This window comes from Aquaticitalea lipolytica, from assembly GCF_014641635.1.
Taxonomy (GTDB): Bacteria; Bacteroidota; Bacteroidia; order Flavobacteriales; family Flavobacteriaceae; genus Aquaticitalea; species Aquaticitalea lipolytica.
In genome coordinates this window covers 1-20,934 of record NZ_BMIC01000007.1, presented here as the reverse complement: position 1 = coordinate 20,934, position 20,934 = coordinate 1, and the positions used below count along the sequence as shown (strand labels likewise).

At 30.9% G+C, this 20,934-nt stretch carries 20 protein-coding genes; 12 read left to right on the top strand and 8 right to left on the bottom strand.

Going from position 1 to position 20,934, the window contains the following annotated elements:
* From IEW41_RS12835 to lspA, 10 genes are all read left to right on the top strand, one after another.
* Nucleotides 1-963 (top strand): electron transfer flavoprotein subunit alpha/FixB family protein, encoded by a 963-nt coding sequence (locus IEW41_RS12835; RefSeq protein ID WP_188606777.1) that lies wholly within the window; start codon nucleotides 1-3, stop codon nucleotides 961-963.
* A 113-nt stretch (nucleotides 964-1,076) separates the two neighbouring features.
* Nucleotides 1,077-1,685, top strand: a complete 609-nt coding sequence (locus IEW41_RS12830; RefSeq protein ID WP_188606776.1) for a bifunctional nuclease family protein — start codon at nucleotides 1,077-1,079, stop codon at nucleotides 1,683-1,685.
* Nucleotides 1,686-1,697: 12 nt separating this feature from the next.
* Nucleotides 1,698-3,422, top strand: a complete 1,725-nt coding sequence (locus tag IEW41_RS12825) for a NupC/NupG family nucleoside CNT transporter (protein WP_188606775.1) — start codon at nucleotides 1,698-1,700, stop codon at nucleotides 3,420-3,422.
* A 91-nt stretch (nucleotides 3,423-3,513) separates the two neighbouring features.
* The gene (locus IEW41_RS12820) at nucleotides 3,514-4,338 is read left to right on the top strand and encodes a thymidylate synthase (protein WP_188606774.1); all 825 of its coding nucleotides are present in this window, start codon (nucleotides 3,514-3,516) and stop codon (nucleotides 4,336-4,338) included.
* A 34-nt stretch (nucleotides 4,339-4,372) separates the two neighbouring features.
* On the top strand, nucleotides 4,373-4,903 hold the full coding sequence (locus IEW41_RS12815) for an energy transducer TonB (RefSeq protein ID WP_188606773.1): 531 nt from the start codon (nucleotides 4,373-4,375) through the stop codon (nucleotides 4,901-4,903).
* 117 nt (nucleotides 4,904-5,020) lie between these two features.
* Nucleotides 5,021-5,929, top strand: coding sequence for a dihydrofolate reductase (locus tag IEW41_RS12810; RefSeq protein ID WP_188606772.1), 909 nt, complete (start codon nucleotides 5,021-5,023; stop codon nucleotides 5,927-5,929).
* A gap of 9 nt (nucleotides 5,930-5,938) precedes the next feature.
* Nucleotides 5,939-6,685 carry a class I SAM-dependent methyltransferase gene (locus IEW41_RS12805; RefSeq protein ID WP_188606771.1) on the top strand — a complete coding sequence of 249 codons (747 nt, stop codon included), beginning with the start codon at nucleotides 5,939-5,941 and terminating at the stop codon, nucleotides 6,683-6,685.
* A 39-nt stretch (nucleotides 6,686-6,724) separates the two neighbouring features.
* The gene (locus tag IEW41_RS12800; protein ID WP_188606770.1) at nucleotides 6,725-8,281 is read left to right on the top strand and encodes an NAD(P)/FAD-dependent oxidoreductase; all 1,557 of its coding nucleotides are present in this window, start codon (nucleotides 6,725-6,727) and stop codon (nucleotides 8,279-8,281) included.
* 45 nt (nucleotides 8,282-8,326) lie between these two features.
* Nucleotides 8,327-9,220 (top strand): ACP S-malonyltransferase, encoded by an 894-nt coding sequence (gene fabD / locus IEW41_RS12795; protein WP_188606769.1) that lies wholly within the window; start codon nucleotides 8,327-8,329, stop codon nucleotides 9,218-9,220.
* Nucleotides 9,221-9,229: 9 nt separating this feature from the next.
* A complete protein-coding gene (gene lspA / locus IEW41_RS12790) occupies nucleotides 9,230-9,745 on the top strand; it encodes a signal peptidase II (protein ID WP_188606768.1) in 516 nt (171 codons plus the stop codon).
* A gap of 33 nt (nucleotides 9,746-9,778) precedes the next feature.
* On the opposite strand, the gene IEW41_RS12785 is transcribed toward lspA, so the two are convergent.
* From IEW41_RS12785 to IEW41_RS12765, 5 genes are all read right to left on the bottom strand, one after another.
* Nucleotides 9,779-9,970 (bottom strand): hypothetical protein, encoded by a 192-nt coding sequence (locus tag IEW41_RS12785; RefSeq protein ID WP_188606767.1) that lies wholly within the window; start codon nucleotides 9,968-9,970, stop codon nucleotides 9,779-9,781.
* 469 nt (nucleotides 9,971-10,439) lie between these two features.
* The gene (locus tag IEW41_RS12780) at nucleotides 10,440-11,900 is read right to left on the bottom strand and encodes a helix-turn-helix domain-containing protein (protein WP_188606766.1); all 1,461 of its coding nucleotides are present in this window, start codon (nucleotides 11,898-11,900) and stop codon (nucleotides 10,440-10,442) included.
* A gap of 102 nt (nucleotides 11,901-12,002) precedes the next feature.
* On the bottom strand, nucleotides 12,003-13,280 hold the full coding sequence (locus IEW41_RS12775; protein ID WP_188606765.1) for a metal-dependent hydrolase family protein: 1,278 nt from the start codon (nucleotides 13,278-13,280) through the stop codon (nucleotides 12,003-12,005).
* Between the two features lie 10 nt (nucleotides 13,281-13,290).
* The gene (gene galE, locus IEW41_RS12770; RefSeq protein WP_188606764.1) at nucleotides 13,291-14,313 is read right to left on the bottom strand and encodes a UDP-glucose 4-epimerase GalE; all 1,023 of its coding nucleotides are present in this window, start codon (nucleotides 14,311-14,313) and stop codon (nucleotides 13,291-13,293) included.
* On the bottom strand, nucleotides 14,314-15,474 hold the full coding sequence (locus IEW41_RS12765) for a DegT/DnrJ/EryC1/StrS family aminotransferase (protein WP_188606763.1): 1,161 nt from the start codon (nucleotides 15,472-15,474) through the stop codon (nucleotides 14,314-14,316).
* A 127-nt stretch (nucleotides 15,475-15,601) separates the two neighbouring features.
* Between IEW41_RS12765 and IEW41_RS12760 the strand changes: the two genes are divergently transcribed.
* Entirely contained in the window at nucleotides 15,602-16,834 is a 1,233-nt protein-coding gene (locus IEW41_RS12760; protein ID WP_188606762.1) for a 3-deoxy-D-manno-octulosonic acid transferase, read from the top strand.
* Nucleotides 16,835-16,906: 72 nt separating this feature from the next.
* Here the strand turns inward: IEW41_RS12760 and IEW41_RS12755 are convergent, their stop codons facing one another.
* Genes IEW41_RS12755 through IEW41_RS12745 form a run of 3 tightly spaced genes read right to left on the bottom strand, consistent with a single transcriptional unit; the run spans nucleotide 16,907 to nucleotide 19,179 of the window.
* Complete coding sequence (locus tag IEW41_RS12755) at nucleotides 16,907-17,380, bottom strand: ubiquitination-like system serine protease family protein (protein ID WP_188606761.1); 474 nt, start codon at nucleotides 17,378-17,380, stop codon at nucleotides 16,907-16,909.
* The gene (locus IEW41_RS12750) at nucleotides 17,364-18,542 is read right to left on the bottom strand and encodes a ThiF family adenylyltransferase (protein WP_188606760.1); all 1,179 of its coding nucleotides are present in this window, start codon (nucleotides 18,540-18,542) and stop codon (nucleotides 17,364-17,366) included. The genes IEW41_RS12755 and IEW41_RS12750 overlap by 17 nt, the downstream gene beginning before the upstream one ends.
* Nucleotides 18,517-19,179, bottom strand: a complete 663-nt coding sequence (locus IEW41_RS12745; RefSeq protein WP_188606759.1) for a multiubiquitin domain-containing protein — start codon at nucleotides 19,177-19,179, stop codon at nucleotides 18,517-18,519. The genes IEW41_RS12750 and IEW41_RS12745 overlap by 26 nt, the downstream gene beginning before the upstream one ends.
* Before the next feature lie 561 nt (nucleotides 19,180-19,740).
* Between IEW41_RS12745 and IEW41_RS12740 the strand changes: the two genes are divergently transcribed.
* A complete protein-coding gene (locus tag IEW41_RS12740) occupies nucleotides 19,741-20,838 on the top strand; it encodes a helix-turn-helix domain-containing protein (RefSeq protein WP_188606758.1) in 1,098 nt (365 codons plus the stop codon).
* Nucleotides 20,839-20,934 lie beyond the last annotated feature (96 nt).

The following is a 20,934-nucleotide window of genomic DNA, read 5'->3' as shown; positions in this document are numbered from 1 at the left end:
ATGTCGGTTTTAGTATATACAGAATCAGAAAAAGGAAACTTTAAAAAAATAGCATTAGAAGTTGCATCTTATGCAAAAGCTGTTGCCAACCAAATGGGAACAACTGTAACTGCAATAACTATTAATGCAAATGACACTTCCGAATTAGGGAAATATGGTGTAGATAAAGTTCTAAAAGTAAACAACCCAAGTTTAGACACTTTTAATGCCAAAACTTATGCAGATGTTATTAAACAGGCTGCAGAAAAAGAAGGCACAAAAGTAGTAGTGGTTAGCTCAAGTGCAGATAGTAAATACCTAGCACCTCTTCTCGCAGTAGGTTTGCATGCAGGTTATGCATCTAATGTTGTTGAAGCGCCTACAAGTGCTTCTCCTTTTACAGTAAAAAGAACAGCATTTACAAACAAAGCTTTTAATTTTACAACTATAGATACAGATGTAAAAATTGTAGGCGTTTCAAATAATTCTTTTGGATTAGTTGAAAACTCTGGAAGTGCGTCAGCTGAAGATTTCTCACCTTCAGTTTTAGATAATGGAGTTCATGTTGACTCAATTGATAAAGCAACAAATACAGTATCTATTGCAGATGCTGAGATTGTAGTTTCTGCTGGTCGTGGACTAAAAGGCCCAGAAAATTGGGGTATGGTTGAAGAGTTAGCATCAGTTCTTGGAGCTGCAACTGCTTGTTCTAAACCAGTGTCAGATTTAGGATGGAGACCTCATAGCGAACACGTTGGACAAACAGGTAAACCAGTAGCTGCTAATTTATATATTGCTATTGGAATCTCTGGAGCTATACAGCATTTAGCTGGTATTAACGCATCAAAAGTAAAAGTTGTAATTAATACCGATCCTGAAGCTCCTTTCTTTAAAGCTGCAGACTATGGTGTAGTTGGCGATGCTTTTGAAGTTGTACCTAAACTCATCGAAAAATTAAAAGAATTTAAAGCGCAAAACGCATAAATTTATTAACTTGTAACAGCTAAAGGACTGTTTAGATTTAGAAAAAATTACTTAATCTGTATTTAACAGTTTGGTAAAGTCCTAATTTAAACAGTTCTTTACGTTTTTAATATATGAGTTTAGTAAGGTTAAACATAAAAGGAATTTCTTATAGTCAAACGCAAAATGGTGCGTATGCACTGATATTAAATGAAGTAGATGGCGACAGAAAACTCCCTATTGTTATTGGAGCTTTTGAAGCACAATCTATTGCTATTGCTTTAGAAAAAGAAATTAGACCTCCTCGACCTCTTACTCACGATCTTTTTAAAAATTTTGCAGACAGATTTGATGTTATAGTCAAGCAAGTTATTATTCACAAATTAGTTGATGGCGTATTTTATTCTAGTTTAATTTGTGAGCGTGATAAAATTGAAGAAATAATTGATGCTAGAACAAGTGACGCTATTGCTTTAGCACTCCGTTTTCAAGCACCAATTTTTACCTATAAAAACATTTTGGATAAAGCAGGTATTTATTTAAAAGTTAATCCGAAAAAAGAAGAAGAACAGCAAGATAGTATCCTTGTTGATGATATGATAGCGGAAGAAATAGAAACTAGCTTACAAGAAAGCTATAAAGGTAAAACACTCCAAGAATTAAATACCCTCTTAGATGAAGCTGTAGCAAATGAAGACTACGAAACAGCAGCCAAAATTAGAGACGAAATTTCCAAACGATAAACACATTTTCCTATGAAACACTTCTTTTTGGCTTTTACAGCTATTTTTTTTGGAATTAACTTAATTACCTCACAAAATTTAGAAAAAAAGTGGATTTCAGATTCCTCTTCAAATCAATTTGAACAATTAGAATTCAATCAAGGAGAATTTTCATTCAAATTAAATGATGCAAATGAAAGTTTAAAAGGCGACTACCTAAGCCAAAACAATTTATTGGTTTGCTATTTTAACGATTCAATTAATTCTATAAAACGTTATAAAATATCTGAATTAACAGATTCTACTTTAGTTTTTTCAGAAAAAGATATTACTTATAAGTTTAAAACACCAAAAAAAGTAAAAACTGCTGCTACAGCAGCTAGTTCCGACAACAAAATAATTCCAAGCCAAGGGTTTTCTTTAGATAGTTTATGGAGAGGAGTTTTGGGTATGATTACCTTGATTTTTATTGCCTTTTTATTTAGCAAAAACAGAAAAGCAATTGATTGGAAAATTGTAAGTCTTGGTTTAGCATTTCAATTAATTATCGCTGTAGGTGTATTAAAAGTTGATTTTATTAAAAATATCTTTGAATTTATTGGAAGTCTATTCATCAGTGTCCTTGATTTTACAAGGGCTGGAAGTAAGTTCTTATTTGAAGGGCTTGTTGTAGACATGGATACTTTTGGTTTCATTTTCGCTTTTCAAGTATTACCAACAATAATTTTCTTTTCAGCTTTAACTTCAGTATTATTTTACTTAGGTATTATTCAAAAAATAGTAAAAGCAATGGCTTGGGCATTAACCAAAGTTTTAAAAATATCTGGTGCAGAAAGTTTAAGTGTTGCAGGTAATATTTTCTTAGGTCAAACTGAGGCTCCTTTATTGATTAAAGCATATTTGGAAAAAATGAATAAATCTGAAATGCTATTAGTAATGATAGGCGGTATGGCAACAGTTGCTGGTGCAGTATTAGCTGCTTATATAGGCTTTTTAGGAGGTGATGACCCAGAGTTAAGGTTATTTTATGCAAAACACTTATTAGCAGCTTCAGTTATGGCTGCTCCAGGAGCTATTGTGATTTCTAAAATTTTGTATCCACAAACCGAAAACATTAATACTGATGTACAAGTATCGCAAGAAAAAATTGGTTCTAATATTTTAGATGCTATTGCCAATGGAACTACTGAAGGATTAAGACTTGCTGTAAATGTTGGTGCAATGTTATTAGTTTTTGTGGCTTTTATTGCAATGATAAATGGAATATTAGGAGGTATAGCTAGTTTTGATGGATTTACGATTGCTTCTCTAAATATTGAATGGCATTTTACATCTCTGAATGAAATTATTTCAAATAACACTCCATATAAAGATGGATTATCTCTTGAGTTTATTTTAGGTTACATTTTTGCACCTTTAATGTGGCTTATTGGCGTTGCAAAGGAAGACATGGCATTAATGGGACAATTGTTAGGTATTAAATTAGCTGCAAGTGAATTTATAGGTTATATACAATTAGCTGATCTTAAAAATGCTGCAAATTCAATCCATCTTAATTACGAAAAATCGATAATTATGGCTACATATATGCTTTGTGGATTTGCCAATTTTGCTTCAATAGGTATTCAAATTGGTGGTATTGGATCATTAGCTCCTGGGCAAAGAAAAACATTATCTCAGTTTGGTATGAAAGCCTTAATTGGTGGTACAATTGCATCATTAATTTCTGCAACAATCGCTGGGATGATTATAGGATAAAATCGTTAATAACTTTTAATATAAAAAAAGGGTTGCTCAATAAATGTTCAACCCTTTTTTCTATTTTTATTTTCTAGAAAAAGATAATGAAATGAAACAATATCACGACCTCGTAAAACACGTATTAGAACACGGAAACCAAAAAGGAGACAGAACAGGAACAGGAACAAAAAGTGTTTTTGGGTATCAAATGCGTTTTGATTTAAGTGAAGGGTTTCCAATGGTTACCACAAAAAAATTACACTTAAAATCTATTGTTTACGAATTACTTTGGTTTTTAAAAGGTGATACAAATATTAATTATCTAACCGAAAACGGTGTGCGTATTTGGAATGAATGGGCTGATGAAAATGGTGATTTAGGTCCTGTTTATGGTCACCAATGGCGTAATTGGAATAATGATGAAATAGATCAAATAAAAGAGATCGTTCATGCTCTTAAAACTAACCCTAATAGCAGAAGAATGCTAGTGTCTGCATGGAACCCTTCAGTATTACCTGACACTTCAAAATCGTTTAGTGAAAATGTTAGTAATGGCAAAGCTGCCCTTCCTCCTTGCCATGCGTTTTTTCAGTTTTATGTAGCTGAAGGCAAACTATCTTGTCAGCTATACCAACGTAGTGCAGATATATTCTTAGGTGTTCCCTTTAATATTGCCTCTTATGCTTTATTTACAATGATGATGGCTCAGGTTTGTGGTTTTGAGGCAGGTGAGTTTATTCATACTTTTGGAGATGCACATATTTATAATAACCATTTTGAACAATTAGAATTACAATTGTCTCGCGAGCCTAGACCACTACCAAAAATGATTCTTAATCCTGAAATTAAAGATATTTTCGATTTTAAATTTGAAGATTTTACTTTAGTGGATTATAATCCTCATCCTCATATTAAAGGCGTAGTAGCAGTCTAAAAAAAATTCCAATCCTATAAACTTAAAAACATAAATGAAGAAATTATCATTTTTATTCATCATATTTTTCTTTAGTTTTCTAACAAGTATCTCTCAAAACACACCTCCAATAGAAGAAGTTAAAATAATTGAAGTTTCAGAACCAGAGGACTTAGAAACAATAGAAGTTCCTTTTGCTATTATTGAAAAAGTCCCTGTATATGATGGTTGTGACGAGAATACATCTAATGAACAATTAAGAATGTGTATGTCCAATGCAATAGCTAAATATATAGGAAAGCACTTTAATACAGATGTAACTAAAAATATCGGATTACCTTCTGGACCAAATAGAATTATAACCATGTTTAAAATAGATAAGGAAGGAAATATTATAGACATTAAAGCTAGAGCTAAACATCCAAACCTTGAAAAGGAAGCAATTAGAGTAATTAGCTTATTACCTAAACTTATTAAACCTGGTTATCAAAGAGGCAAACCGGTAATAGTACCTTATAGCCTTCCAATTATTTTTAATATTGTTGCAGACACACCTTCAGAGCAAAAAGAAGGACAAAAAAATTAGATGAAATGAAATTCTTCTTCAAAAAAAAGAATCAATTTAACCCCTAAGAGTTTTCTGTAATAGAAAGCTCTTTTTTATTGCAAAATTGGTAACTTTACATAAAATTTTTAATAAAAAATGTTCGGAAAAAAGAAAGCTGTTCCTCAAATAGATAAAGAGCAATTAGAGCTCATAAAAACTGCTCAAGCACGAGTAAAACAAAAGAAACGTTTATACATTCATTTTGTAGTGTTTTTAATTGGAGCTGTATTTTTAATTATCTTAAATACTGTAATAGGTGTAGGAGAAGATGTGACACTTTTTGGTAAAAATTGGTTTGTTTTTGCCATTTTAGCTTGGCTATTTTTGTTTGTTTATCATCTGTTTAATGTTTTTATCACTCATAAATTTATGGGTAAAGATTGGGAGAAACAACAGCTAGATAAATTAGTTGCTAAACAAAAAGAACGAATTGCTCAATTAGAAAAGACAATTACAAAACAAGATACTACAACTTCAAAATTAGAGTCTGAGGAGGAAAAAAAAACTAAAATAAGTAATGGTTTAACGATTATTGTAGCAGCTGGAGAGAATGACGCTATTGGTAAAGACAATAAACTTATTTGGCATTTAAGTGACGATTTAAAACGTTTTAAAGCATTAACTTCAGGTCATAATATTATTATGGGACGCAAAACTTTTGAAAGCTTTCCTAAACCATTACCAAATAGAACACATGTAGTTATTAGTCGTCAAAAAGATTACCAAGCACCTGAAGGAGTCATAATAGTCAACTCATTAGAAAATGCTATAAATGCTACTAGACAGGATAATCAATCATTTGTAATTGGAGGTGGAGAAATATATAAACAAGCCATTTTACTTGCCGATAAAATTGAAATGACGAGAGTACATGAATCGTTTGATGCTGATACATTTTTCCCGAAAATTGATCCTACAATTTGGAAAGAAGTGAGTAATACTTTTCATAATAAAGATGAAAACCATGAACATTCTTTTTCGTTCATAACTTACGAGAGACGTTAATTTTATACTATGATTATTGACAAGCAATCATTAATTAATGCAGATACCAATTCGCCTTCATTTACTGAAGATGAATTTGCAATAGATTGGTCAATGACTAGAAATGAACGTTACTGTTTCATACAATTACTTCAAAAAATAAAACCAAAAATCGCTATTGAGATTGGTACTTTTAATGGTGGAAGTCTTCAAGTAATAAGTAAATATGCTGAAAAAGTTTATGCTATAGATACAGATGCTTCAGTTAAGGAACGACTAGGTTCTAAATTTAAAAATGTTGAGTTTTTAATTGGCGACTCTAAGACAATTGCTCCTCAACTCATTCAAACATTACAAGAAAACAATGACCCTTTAGAGTTTGTACTTATTGATGGCGATCATAGCACAAATGGTGTTTATCAAGACATTAAAAATATTCTAAATTACAAACCAAAAACCAGTTTGCATATCATTCTTCACGATAGTTTTAATCCTACTTGTAGGAAAGGAATGAAACTTTATGATTATAATAAAAATGAAAACGTACACTACGTAGAATTAGATTTTATAACAGGTATTTTTAGTCCAGAAGGTTTAAAACGTCAAATGTGGGGCGGATTTGCAATGGTTTTAATGTTGGCTGAAAAACGTTCAACACCTCTTAAAATAAATGAAAGTCAGAAAAAATTACATAATCTAATTTACCTTCAATCATTCCATTTAGTAAATAATCTATTCTGGTTTTTAAAACCATTGTTTAATTTCTTAAAAAAATAAGTTTAGTATTTCTCTTTTAAATTTGCCTAATTTTGCAATATGGTAAAAGAAATTCAGCTTCGCATTACACTACAAGAAGAAAAAGAGAGTGATATTTTAGTAAAGAAATCTGCTGAATTTTTCAGTATTCCTGAAAGAGATATTACTGGTATTAAAGTGCTTCGTAAATCTATTGATGCTCGAAAAAAACTAATTATTCTCAATTATAAAGTTGCGGTTTATATAAAAGAACCTCTTCCTGACACATCAGACTATACATTTGATTATAAAGATGTATCTAATGCTAAACCAATTCATATTATTGGTTTTGGTCCTGCTGGAATGTATGCTGCATTACGTTGCATTGAGTTAGGCTTTAAACCAATTGTTTTAGAGCGTGGAAAAAATGTACAAGACAGACGTCGCGACCTTAAAGCCATTAATCAAGAGCATTTTGTAAATGAAGATTCTAATTACTGTTTTGGTGAAGGTGGTGCAGGCACATATTCTGACGGAAAATTATACACGCGGAGTTTAAAACGAGGTGATGTACGTCGTATATTCGAAAATTTGGTGTTCCATGGTGCAACAGATCAAATATTAATTGATGCTCATCCACATATTGGAACAAATAAATTACCTAAAGTGGTTCAAAACATTAGAGAAACCATTTTAAAATATGGAGGAGAAGTTCATTTTGAAACCAGAGTAGTTGATTTTATAATAAATAATAATAAGCTACAAGCCATTATATTTCAAAATGGTAACGAAATGCCTGTTAACAGAGTTATTTTGGCAACAGGACATTCGGCTAGAGATATCTTTTATCTATTACATAAAAAAAATATTGCTTTAGAAGCTAAATCATTTGCAATGGGAGTTCGTGTTGAGCATCCTCAACATATAATAGACTCAATTCAATATCATTGTACTGGTCAACGTGATAAATTACTTCCTGCAGCTGCATATAGTTTAGTTGAACAGGTTAATGACAGAGGTGTGTATTCCTTTTGTATGTGTCCTGGCGGATTTATTGTACCTGCAGCAACTGCTAATGGAGAAGTTGTAGTTAATGGTATGTCGCCTTCAAAACGGAATAATCTGTTTGCAAATTCAGGAATTGTTGTAGAGATAAATGTTGATAAAGATTTATATAAATATGAACACTTTGGTGTTTTAAAAGGGTTAGAATATCAAAAAGATTTAGAACGATTAGCTTTTACATCTGGAGGACGAAGTCAGGTTGCTCCTGCTCAACGATTAACAGATTTTGTTGAAGGTAAATTATCATCAAGTTTAAATTCTACTTCGTATCAACCAGGTTTAAAATCGGCACCATTACATTCCTTACTACCTAAATTGATTGGTGGTAGGTTACGAACAGGGTTTAAGGCCTTTGGCGATAAAATGAAAGGCTATTATACTGAAGAAGCAAATATTATAGGTGTAGAATCGAGAACCTCATCACCTGTTAGTATCCCTAGAAATGAACATCTAGAGCATCCACAAATTGAAGGGCTTTTTCCTTGTGGTGAAGGCGGTGGTTATGCTGGCGGAATAGTTTCTGCTGCTATGGATGGTGAACGCTGTGCAGAAGCAGCTGCTAAAGGTTTATAAGTTTTAATATTATTCCTATTTTTGCAACATTAAAAATTGATTATTATGAATGCATATATATTTCCTGGTCAAGGAGCACAATTTACTGGTATGGGTTTAGACCTATATGAAAATTCACATTTGGCACAAGAGTTATTTGAAAAAGCAAATAAAATTCTTGGATTCAACATTACAGATATTATGTTTGAAGGTTCTGCTGAAGACCTTAAAGAAACTAAAGTTACTCAACCTGCAATTTTCTTACATTCTGTAATTTTAGCTAAAACATTAGGAAACAGTTTCAAACCAGATATGGTAGCTGGCCATTCTTTAGGAGAATTTTCTGCTCTAGTAGCTAATGGAACTTTAACTTTTGAAGACGGTTTACGATTAGTATCTCAAAGAGCTATGGCTATGCAAAAAGCTTGTGAGCTTAAGCCAAGTACAATGGCTGCTGTTTTAGGTTTAGATGATGCTATTGTAGAACAAGTATGCAAAAATACTGAAGGTATTGTAGTTGCTGCAAACTATAACTGTCCAGGGCAATTAGTAATTTCTGGTGAGATTGATGCTATAGATAGAGCCTGTGAAGCAATGAAAGAGGCTGGAGCTAAGCGAGCTTTAGTTCTTCCTGTTGGAGGCGCTTTTCACTCTCCATTAATGGAACCTGCACGTGAAGAATTAGCTGCAGCTATCGAAAACACATTATTTAGCAAACCGAATTGCCCTATTTATCAAAACGTTACTGCTAATGCAGTTAATAATGAATCTGAAATTAAGAAAAACCTTATTTCTCAACTAACAGCTCCTGTGCGTTGGACGCAATCTGTACAACAAATGATTACAGATGGCGCAACGTTATTTACCGAAGTTGGCCCTGGAAATGTTCTTCAAGGATTAGTTAAAAAAATAGACAGAGAAGCACAAACATCGGCTGCAATATTTACCTCAAATTCTTAAAATACCTACATGAAATTTTCCAGATCCCTAAGCATCATTTTATTGATTGTGGCTAATATTGCCATTGATCAAGTATCAAAAATAGTAGTAAGAGCTAATATTGAGCCAAGAACTGAAACAAGTTATGGTGAAGATATAAATGTAATTGGCGACGCTTTTATTCTAACTAATGTAGAAAACAAAGGTGCTTTTTTAGGTATGGGAAGTGATTTAAATGATACTCTTAGAGTGTTACTCCTTTTAATTCTACCAGTAGTTGTTTTAGGTTTTGTTCTGTATTATATATTTAAGAATAAATCACTAGACAGACTAAGCCTTATTGGTTTTTGTTTTATTATTGGTGGTGGAATAGCAAATGTATTTGATAGAATTGTTTATGGTTCTGTAACCGATTTTTTTCATATAGATTTAGGTGGCGGAATTAGAACAGGAATTTTTAACGTTGCTGATATGTCTGTAACTTCAGGAATGATAATGTTAGTAATAGCGAGTTTTATACACAGAAAAAAAGAAACGAATTCATAATAAAAAAGCCTCAATTAAATTGAGGCTTTTTTATTATCGCGTTAAATTACATTCACTACAATCTTTCACTTCTCCATAATAGGTTTCTCTATATTTATGAAGTGTTTTTACGGGAATTTTTAAAAATTCCTTTTTAATATAAGTTACCTTTGTTTTTAGCAATCCCATTTCTGGAGCAAAACGCTTTTCTAACTTAGTTTCTCTTTTAATACTTATCAATTTCATTCTATTTCATTTATCATTAGCTGCAAAGGAACAAATGATAATATACAACTACAAAGAATAAAAGTTAAATCATTGTTAATCAATTTCATAAAAAAAAGTCTCAAAGCCAGACTTTATCTTTTAGAAGTTTTTCTAAAACCATTAACGTGTTAGACATGCACATTAATAAAACTCGACTCATTCCTAACTAACAGAAGTTAGGGTCAAATTGATATGGGTTTGCTTTGAGACGTTGCTTAATTTTAATTTTCTTTTTCATCAACAATTTTATTGATTGTAGATACAATTGAAAAAGGTAGTTGGTTAATTATTTTTAAAGGCTAATTCAAAGTTAATTCACCACATAGGAAAACAAAGCTTAATGGACCTTTAGTTTAGTTAAGGTAATGTTTTAAATCTATTCTACCTTTACAATTGCAGTGTAAAGCAACATAATAAACTTCAAAACAAGGTTAATACCTATAATAGCTTACCTATTATTTTCTATTGATTTAAGAAACTGTGAAGGTGTTAAAGAGGTTTCTTTTTTAAATGCTTTATTAAAAGTAACTTTATTATTATAACCTACTTCATAAGCAATATCTATAATTTGAAGAGAGTTCAACTTGTTTTCTTTCAATAAACTAATTGCTTCATCAACTCTAAACTTATTTATTAATTCAAAAAAGTTCATATTAAATTGCTCATTGATAATCTGTGAAGTATTATGGCGAGATGTATCTAAAACATTAGATAATTTTTCAAGATTTATAGAATTATCTTTATATATTTTTTGAGTAACTAATAAACTTATAAGATTTTGCTTTAACTCTTCTGATAAAGATTTTGTTAATCCAGACTTTTGGTATTTTGAAAAAAATGAATCATCAGACAGTAAAACTTCTTTACTAAAAACAGCAGGCTGAACTTGTGCCATATAAGCAACATACAATACCATTAGTGACATAGCAATAATTTGCGACTGATACAAGAAGGGATTAGGACTAAAAAAAACACCACTTATAGATATCCCATAGGCTAAATATGAAAACACATAAAACATATGCATTTTATATATCCCTTTTTTCCAGAATACAATTGCTGAATTATTTTTAAAATGCTGTCCTTCTTGCTTTTTTAAGTATAATTTACTTATAAAAAATCCATAAATAATTAATGATAAAAGTTTAGGTATAAAAATTATAAATAAAAAATCGTTAGGTGAATAAACCTCACTAGTGCCTAATTGTACTTTTATTTTTTCTTCAAAAGGCAAGCTATAAACAGGTAATAAAAAAAGCAACAAAATGAATGTTGGCAAAAAATGAAACAAATCAATCCATCTGAATTTATACTGCTCTGTTAACCTTTTAAAATAGAAAAATAACAATGGTCCATATAACAAAGCAACTGAGGCAGACATCAAGTAAGTATTGGCATACTTAAACTGATAATTAGTGCTGTAAAACACAAAGTCTAATATAAAAAATGCGTGGACTATTATAAAAATACTAATTAATCGTTTTCCAATTTTATCAGAATTCTTAGTGAAGTTTATCACTATTGCAATGTAAAAGCCTATTAACGCTATATAAAAATAGATAAAATCTAACGGGTCTATTTTTGGTAAATATTTTTCTTTTAGCTCACTAAACTCATTGGTGTTATCAATTTTATTAAAGACATCAATATCTAGAATTGAAAAATCTGCAGTGTGCATTATGTATTTATCCAAATACAAAGAAGCCATTTTTGGTTTATATAAATTTGCACTTGTAATAGCTAGCGATTTATAAGCTTGTACTGAGTCTTTAGGATATAAATTTGAAGTGTTTTCTTTTGCATTTGCAACTAAAAAAACATGAAGACTATTTGTAGAAAAGCACTTAAAACTAATAGTCAATAAAACTATTAATAATACAAAACCCCTCTTTTTTGAATTAAAATACATTTGGTTGAATTAGCCTCGTTTAAATTTATCAAATTAAAATTTAAACTGCATAAACCCAATCTTAAAAATTTGTTAATAAATTAATTTAAACTCAATCGTTTATTAGTTTTTATAAACTTTTCCGTCTTTCATTACAAAAATAACATTCTCCATAGTATTAATGTTTTCTATTGGATCATCATTCGTCGCGACTATATCTGCAATAAAGTTTGGTGCTATAATACCAATTTCTGTATCCATACTTAATAACTGTGAGGGTATAATTGTTGCGCTTTGTATCGTTTCCATCGCTGGCATTCCTGCTTCAACCATATAGCCAAACTCTTTACCATTTTGTCCATGAGGAAAAACACCTGCATCTGTCCCAAAAGCAATTTTCACTCCCTTTTTATAAGCCCTTCCAAACGTGCTTTGAATTTTTGGTCCTATTTCTAAAGCTTTAGGTACAATAATTTCTGGGTAAAATCCTGATATCTTAGCATTATCTGCAACAGCTTTTCCTGCTGCTATTGTAGGCACATAATATGTTCCGTACTTTTTCATTAATTCCATAGTTTCATCACTCATTAAAGTACCATGCTCTATAGTAGTTACTCCACCAACAATTGCTCTTTGCATACCTTCATCGCCATGAGCATGAGCAGCTATAATCATTCCATAATCTTTAGCTGTGTCACAAATTGCTTTAATCTCCTCTAAAGTAAATTGTGGGTTTTGCCCATTTTTGGCAACGCTCAAAACACCTCCAGTGGCAGTTATTTTTATATTATCAGCTCCATCTTTATAACGCTGTCTTACTGCTTTTTTTGCATCGTCAACACTATTAATAACACCTTCTCTTGGCCCTGGATCTCCAGTTAAATCTTTACGCATCCCGTTTGTTGGATCTCCATGACCTCCTGTTGAACTTATAATTTTTCCTGCTGTAAATATTCTTGGACCATCAACTAATCCACTGTTTATTGCATTTCTTAAAGAAATATTTACTCCTGTACCACCTAAATCTCTAACTGTTGTAAATCCTGCATTTAGCGTTTCTTTTGCATAAACAGCAGATTTAAACGCTATATCTGCATCATTGTCAGTAAATCTATTTAGGTAAACTTTAGGGTTATACTCGTTCTCTAAATGAACATGCATATCAATTAACCCAGGCATTACTGTTTTAGTTTTTAAATCGATAACAATATCATCGGCAGATTTTGGTTGTGAAAACCCATCCTCGACAGCAATAATTTTTTTACCAGAAACAATTATGGTTTTATTAGTTAAAACTTTTCCGTTTTTTGTATCTATTAATTTACCACAATACAAATAGGTGTTTTGTCCAATTGTTATAGTAGTAATCAAAAGGACTAAAAAATTAAGAAGTAATTTCATTATGTTAATTTTAGATGTTTCTAATTTGTTTTTCCCAATTCCAAGCTGACAACATTGCATCGTCAAGTGAGGAATCTGCTTTCCAACCTAATTCATTATTGGCTTTTGTTGTATCTGCATAAGCTTGTATAACATCACCTTCGCGTCTTGGCGCAAACTTATAGTTGAGTTGTTTACCTGAAACTTTTTCAAATGATTTAATAACCTCTAAAACAGTACTCCCTTTTCCTGTTCCAATATTGAAAGTTTCATAATTATTGGTATTCTTATTATGCAATAAACGCTGTAAAGCTACAACATGTGCTTTTGCTAAATCTACAACATGAATGTAATCTCTTATACAAGTACCATCAGAAGTTGGATAGTCATTTCCAAACACTGAAAGTTCTTTACGTAAACCTGCAGCAGTTTGTGTTATAAAAGGGACTAAATTTTGAGGTACTCCAATTGGCAATTCTCCTATTTTAGCACTAGCATGAGCACCTATCGGGTTAAAGTATCGTAAAGATATAGCACTTAACTCTGGAGTAATTTTACACGTGTCTTTTATAATTTCTTCACCAATTTGTTTAGTGTTTCCATAAGGGGATTCAGCTAATTTTACTGGTGCATTTTCTGTAATAGGCATTTTATCTGCTTGCCCATAAACAGTACATGAAGAACTAAAAATAAAATTTTTGGTTTCTAATTTTGAAAGCGATTTCAAAACATATACCAATGTGTTAATATTATTTTCGTAATACAATAACGGATTCTCAACACTTTCTCCTACCGCTTTACTTGCTGCAAAATGAATTACACCAGCGATATCTTGATGATTTTTAAAAAAAGCTTCTACTTTGTTTTTCTCCTTTAAATCTAGTTTTTCAAATATTGGTGCTTTACCTGTTATTGCTGTAATTCCCTCTAACACCTTAATTGTAGAATTTGATAAATCGTCAATAATTACAACTTCAAAACCCTTATTCTGAAGTTCAACAACAGTATGAGAACCTATAAATCCTAAACCACCTGTTACGAGAATTTTATGCATTTAAGAATGAGAATTTACAAAATTAATAACTGTTGATGTTATAAAATCAATTTGCTCATCATCTAATTCAGTATGCATAGGAAGAGAAATAACTTCTTTTACAAGCTGATTAGTAACAGTAAAATCTTCTTCTTTATATCTTGAATCTTTATAAGCCTTTTGTAAATGCAACGGAATTGGATAATATACTCCACAAGGAATACCATTTTCATTTAAATGCTTTACTAAAGCATCACGATTTGTATCTTTAATTTTTAAAGTATATTGATGAAAAACATGGCAATCACAAGATTCACAAATACCATTACAATTAGAATTCATTGAAGGTGTGATAATATTTTTATGCACTTTAAATGCATCATTATATTTTTTTGCAGCCTTTTGTCTTGCTTTATTATATGCATCTAAATGAGGTAGTTTTGCATCTAAAACTGCAGCTTGTATTGAATCTAATCTTGAGTTTACTCCAACTACATCATGATGATAACGCTCATACATTCCGTGATTTACAATACCTCTAATTTTATGTGCTAGATCATCATCATTTGTAAAAATTGCTCCACCATCACCATAACATCCTAAATTTTTAGACGGGAAAAAAGATGTTGAAGCAACATGACCAATTGTTCCTGCTTTAGCTTTTTTACCATTACTATACGTGTAATTTGCACCAATTGCTTGTGCATTATCTTCAATCACATAAATATTATGTTCTTTAGCTATTTCCATTATAGCCTCCATATTAGCACACTGCCCAAATAAATGAACAGGAACTATAGCTTTTGTTTTTGGAGTAATTGCTTTTTTAATAGCATCTATATCTATATTAAAACTCTTTGGATCAACATCAACAAGAACAGGCGTTAGTTGCAATAATGCAATAACCTCTACAGTAGCTGCAAATGTAAAATCGGCAGTAATTACCTCATCACCTGGTTTTAAATCTAATCCCATCATTGCAATTTGCAATGCATCTGTACCATTAGCACAAGGTATTGCATGCTTTACGTTTAAATATGCTTCTAAGTTTTTTTGAAATTCATGAACTTTAGGTCCATTTATATATGCAGTATTGTCAAGCACTTCGGCAATTGAAGAATCAACAACGTCTTTAATTTTTGTGTACTGACCTTTTAGGTCGACCATTTGTATTTTTCTCATTTGAAATAAATGTGTTGTTTAAGCGTCAACCCTAATTGGTTTTGCTGAATAGCGAAATTACAAAATTCAGTATAGTGAACCAATGAAAATATGATAAAGTAATGTATTTTAGCACAAACAAAATCTTTTGAAGTTAATTTACAATATAGGAGTTTATATAGCCGATTTTCACCTGAAAATCATTGCACTATTTAGTCATAAACTTAAACTTGGTGTTGATGGTCGTGCTCAAACTTTTAATATTCTTGAAACCTCAATATCTAAAAATGATAAAACATTTTGGTTTCATTGTGCCTCATTAGGAGAATACGAACAAGGACTTCCTGTGTTTAAAGTTTTAAGAGAAAAATACCCATTACACAAAATAGTGTTGACATTTTTCTCGCCTTCTGGATACGAAATTCGTAAAAATACAGATGTAGCTGATATAGTAGTTTACTTGCCAATGGACACTAAAGTTAATGCAAAACGTTTTTTAAATATTGTACATCCAGAACTCACCATTTTTGTTAAGTACGATATCTGGCCAAATTATCTCATAGAGCTAAAAAAGAGAAATTTACGTGCTATTTTAATTTCAGCATTATTTAGAAATAACCAATCGTATTTTAAACCTTTAGGATCGATGATGCGAAATGCACTTTCAGCTTTTGAACATATTTTTGTTCAAAATGAAGATTCAAAGAAACTATTAGAATCAATTAATTTTAATAATGTCACTGTTGCTGGTGACACTCGTTTTGATAGAGTTAGTAATCAGTTAAAAATAGATAATAAACTTACCTTTATTGAAGAGTTTAAACAAGACAAACTATGTGTTGTTGTTGGTAGTTCTTGGCCTGAAGATGAAGAGTTATTAGTAAATTATATAAATTCTAACGACTCAAAAGAAATTAAATACATTATTGCGCCTCACAATATAAAACAGAATCAAATTCAAAATTTAACCTCAAAACTTAACGTAAAAACTGTTTTATTTACTGAAAAAGAAAGTCAAAACCTTTCGGATTATTCTGTATTTATTATTGATACAATTGGTATTTTAAGTAAGATATATAGCTACGCAGATATTGCTTATGTTGGTGGAGCGATGGGAACTACTGGACTTCATAATATATTAGAACCAGCAGTATTTGGAGTTCCAATAATTATTGGAAAAAACCATTCCAAATTTCCTGAGGCTCAACAAATGATAGATTTTGGAGGATTAAAATCTATAAAAAATGAAGACGAATTAAATTCTGAATTAACTTCAATTATTGAAAACGCATCAAAACGAAATCAAATGGGTAGCTTAAATAAAGCGTTTATCGATTTAAATAAAGGTGCAATTCAAAAAATCACAAACTATTTAAAATAAAAAAAGCCTCTATCTTTTCAGATAAAGGCTTTAGTACACAACATTGACTTATTCTCGAACCAAACAATAAAACTATTTGAATATTTGAATGATAAGAATACTAATGCTTTTTTTCCTTAAAATTAGCTTTTGAAACCAACTCTTCTTTTTTGGTTCAGGGTTAGGCAATTCAACAAAATCTCTTATACCATCCTCTAAATTTTGAGAGTCTTTATTCTTATAATACTCCTCTCTTTCAGAATCTTCAACTGCTCTAACTTCACGTATAGTTTCGTCAGACCATTTTAATGACCATTCAACCTCGTTGTTAGTAATCCAATAATGAGATTTACAATCAAAACTCCAGTTACCAACCGATGGTTTTAAACTGATTGCCTCTCCATTATAAATCATTTTCCATCCTGTAGGAGTTAAAGGCGTATTAACTTCACTTCCACAACCACAGGCACATTTATGAATCACAGTACCATAATCTAAAGAAATGTACAGAATACCTTCTTCAATTATATCTGGTATAAAGTCAACGAACTTATGCTGAAATCTCATCACTTACTAATTGATTAACGTTAATTGAATAAGTGCTGTGATGCTCATTTTCAAGGTCATTTAAAACACCATAACGCTTATAAAACTTAATTACAGCAAAAGCTGCATTTAAACAGTTCAAAGGAGCAATTTGGATATTGGAAGCATATTCTTCATTATCTTCATCAGCAAATGAAATACATCCATTCCAAACATGGTCTCTTTTATTTTTAGTACTCGTAGTAGTCCTAATCATTCCTATTAAGGAATCATCAACTCGTTCCACTCCAATTCCTGTATCGATAAATTCGACCCCTTTATCTTCCAGTTTTTTAAATATTAATTCTTTGATTTCACTTTTGTCAATACAGACAAATACAAAATCCAAATCTTTAAGCATACCTACATTTGATTCATTTATAAACAAACCATGAGTTATAATATGCTTGTGCATTTTAGAATAAATATTGTAAAGATAATCTACCTTTAAAACGGATTCATTGAGTTCTTCCAACGAAGGTGCACTAGGTGCTCTAAAAGCATTATGTTGTAAAAACTTATCACCATCATACAAGTGTATTTCGCCTACATAAGTTTTTGCTATGAAATCTAATATGTAAGAACCTGTACCTCCAAGACCTATAATGCCAATTTTAAGCCCTGACAGCTTCTGGTTAATAGCTTCAATTTCAGCTTTTGAAGAATTTGTATCACTATAATTTAACACTGACTCCTCATCCAATGACTCAATAACTTTATATGTTCGAGCAGTAACACTAGGGTCAATATTTCTGGCAGGTGCTGAAATAATTTCAGCATACTGCACCATTTTATCATAGTAATTCTGATAACCATTTGCAGGTTTATTTGAAAATGAATGGTTTACAACAATCTTATCAGTTAAATTCGTAGTTCGACTCGAATGCTGTAACTGACGAATTATAGTTCCATCAATATTACAAGGAAATTCACCTGCAAAATGAATTACATGTGTATTAGGCTTTGTAACTTGATTGTTAGCAATAGACACGTTGCTAACCAACGTGCCTTTTACTACTTCTTTATTAGCGCTCAAATAAGGAACACTATGCATCAATAAGTAATTTCCAATTACTTCTACTTCGTAACCATTGTCACGAAGTTTTTTGACATCTGGACTATGATCTATTAGTTTGTGTGACATTGAAAATCATTTTATTTTTAACATATATCACTTCACCTTTAACCATACTTCCTTCTGGCTTACTTGGTACACCTCGCTTGTAATTTATTGTATAAATCACATTAGGATTAGTGGAAACTTCTCCATAAGCAAGTTTTACAACATCATCGAAAGAGATTTTTTCATTGCTCCATGCCTTTTCTCTGGCATTTACAATAACACACTTAATCTCTTCACGTTCACAGCTCACAAAACATGATGTTTTGGTTATAGCTATCTTATGTTCTACATCTTCTTTATAAGAAACCTCTAAATTTCCTTTGCGAATCTCTTTTAGATAGAATCGGTCAGAGTTAATACCTGCCACTTCCATTATTTCTAAAGGAGTCATAAAACACTCTTCAACTTCATATTGCTTTTTATCAACTTTTATTTTCAGCTTTCTATAAGGTTTTGCCTTGAAGCCTTCAATACCAGCTGTTTTGAGGTCAACTGTCTCATCAAGTTGAATTGGCGTAAAACCCTTCTCATTAATTTTATATAGCAACTCAAAATCCTCTACAGGAGTCAAATTAGCAATAGTTAATATTTCACGTCCAGTTATTTTTGATTCGCTGGACTCGAATTTCTGATTGTTAACTTTAAATATAAAAATCATCTTTTTAAAATTTATTGTTTTTATAAATACTATCAATATTGATAGCTCTTTAACACCCCATTTCCTTTAAAACAGCATGGGCTATGTACTGCTCAGGTAAAATATTTTGTTAAAACAATTGTATAAATCCTAAAAAGATGCTACTTTCGTAGTACAAAATAAAACATAAGGAACGCTTCAAATTAGGTGACAAGCCTTTTGAAGATTAGTTTACCAGACTAAAGAAAATTCCTAAATAACCTTAATCCAATCTGTTGCTTCAACAACAAATTGGATTTTTTTATTTCATGTCAGCTGATGTTTAAAATTATACTTTCACAAATATACTAAAAAAATCAATTAAGTTATTTTTTAGTGATAACATTTTTGTTAAACTTTATTTTAGTTTAATCTGTTTCATTAATTCAAAAACAAACATACAATAATTTAACTATAGAGGCGTTATTGTGATATCTAAAGTTTTTAACTTTTATCAACTAATTTGTGTAAAGTTATTAACATTTTATTGATAACAAGAAGTTAATAACTATATTTGTACACTTTTTAAAACCAAACCTTTTTATGCGAAACAAAATCATTCACCCGGGTATTACCCTTGACAATATGTTGAATGAAAGAAGTTTAAGCCAACGAGACCTAGCCTCAAGAATTGACGTAGCTCATTCTTTACTCAACAATATATTAAAAGGCAATAGGAATATTAATGTTCATATAGCAATAGCTCTTGAATCAGCAGGATTTGAAAATGCTAATTATTGGCTAATGGAACAAATGAAGTTTAACTTATATCAAGCTCACAATGATAAAAATGTAATTAAAAAAACAAAATCAATAAAAGAATGGAATGATATTGAAGAGAGTGGAATTGTTCCATTGAATTTTTTTAAAAAGCAAAACATTGGAGTCAACACATCAGATGATATTGATAAAATATTCAAAGTTTATGGTGTAGAAGATTACAAAAGTCTTGAAAAAAGAGTTAGCGAGTTCAATCCTACTTACTTTAGAAAATCCTCAAAATTCTCTGAAAACAAATACAACGTAGTTGCTTGGTCATTAATGGCTAAATACAAAGCGAATCAAGAAACAGTTCCTAGCTTTAAACGTTCAAACGAACAATTACTATTAAAAGAATTAAAAAAATGCTTTTTCGACAACGATGATGTAATTGTTAAGACAAAAAAAATATTAAACAAATTTGGGATTAAATTTTTTACATTAAATCGACCACCTCAAACTCCTGTTGACGGAAAATCATTTATGTCTGGAGATAACCCCACAATTGTACTTTCATTAAAGTATAAACGTCTTGATAATTTTGCTTTTACATTATTCCACGAGTTAGGTCACGTTTTTGAGCATCTTACACATCCCGACAGACCACAATATAGAAATGAGGAATTTTTTATAAATAGTTCAAATACGGAAATTGTAGAATTTCAAGCTGATAATTATGCTAGAAACAATCTAATAGAACAAAGTCTATGGAGTGATTTCATAACTTTAAATGAAGAGTTTACCGACGAAGTAATTTTAGAATTTTCAAGAAAACATAAAATTCATGCAGGTATTGTAAGAGGACGTGTGTGTTTTGAATATAATGAGTACTATAGAAAAAGGTCAGCTATTACAGCATTAAACAGAGTTGAATTACTATAATTAACCAATAACACTACTCAACTTAAACATAGGTAAATACATAGCGATAAGTATCACACCAACCAATATACCAACAAAAAGAATAATGAATGGCTC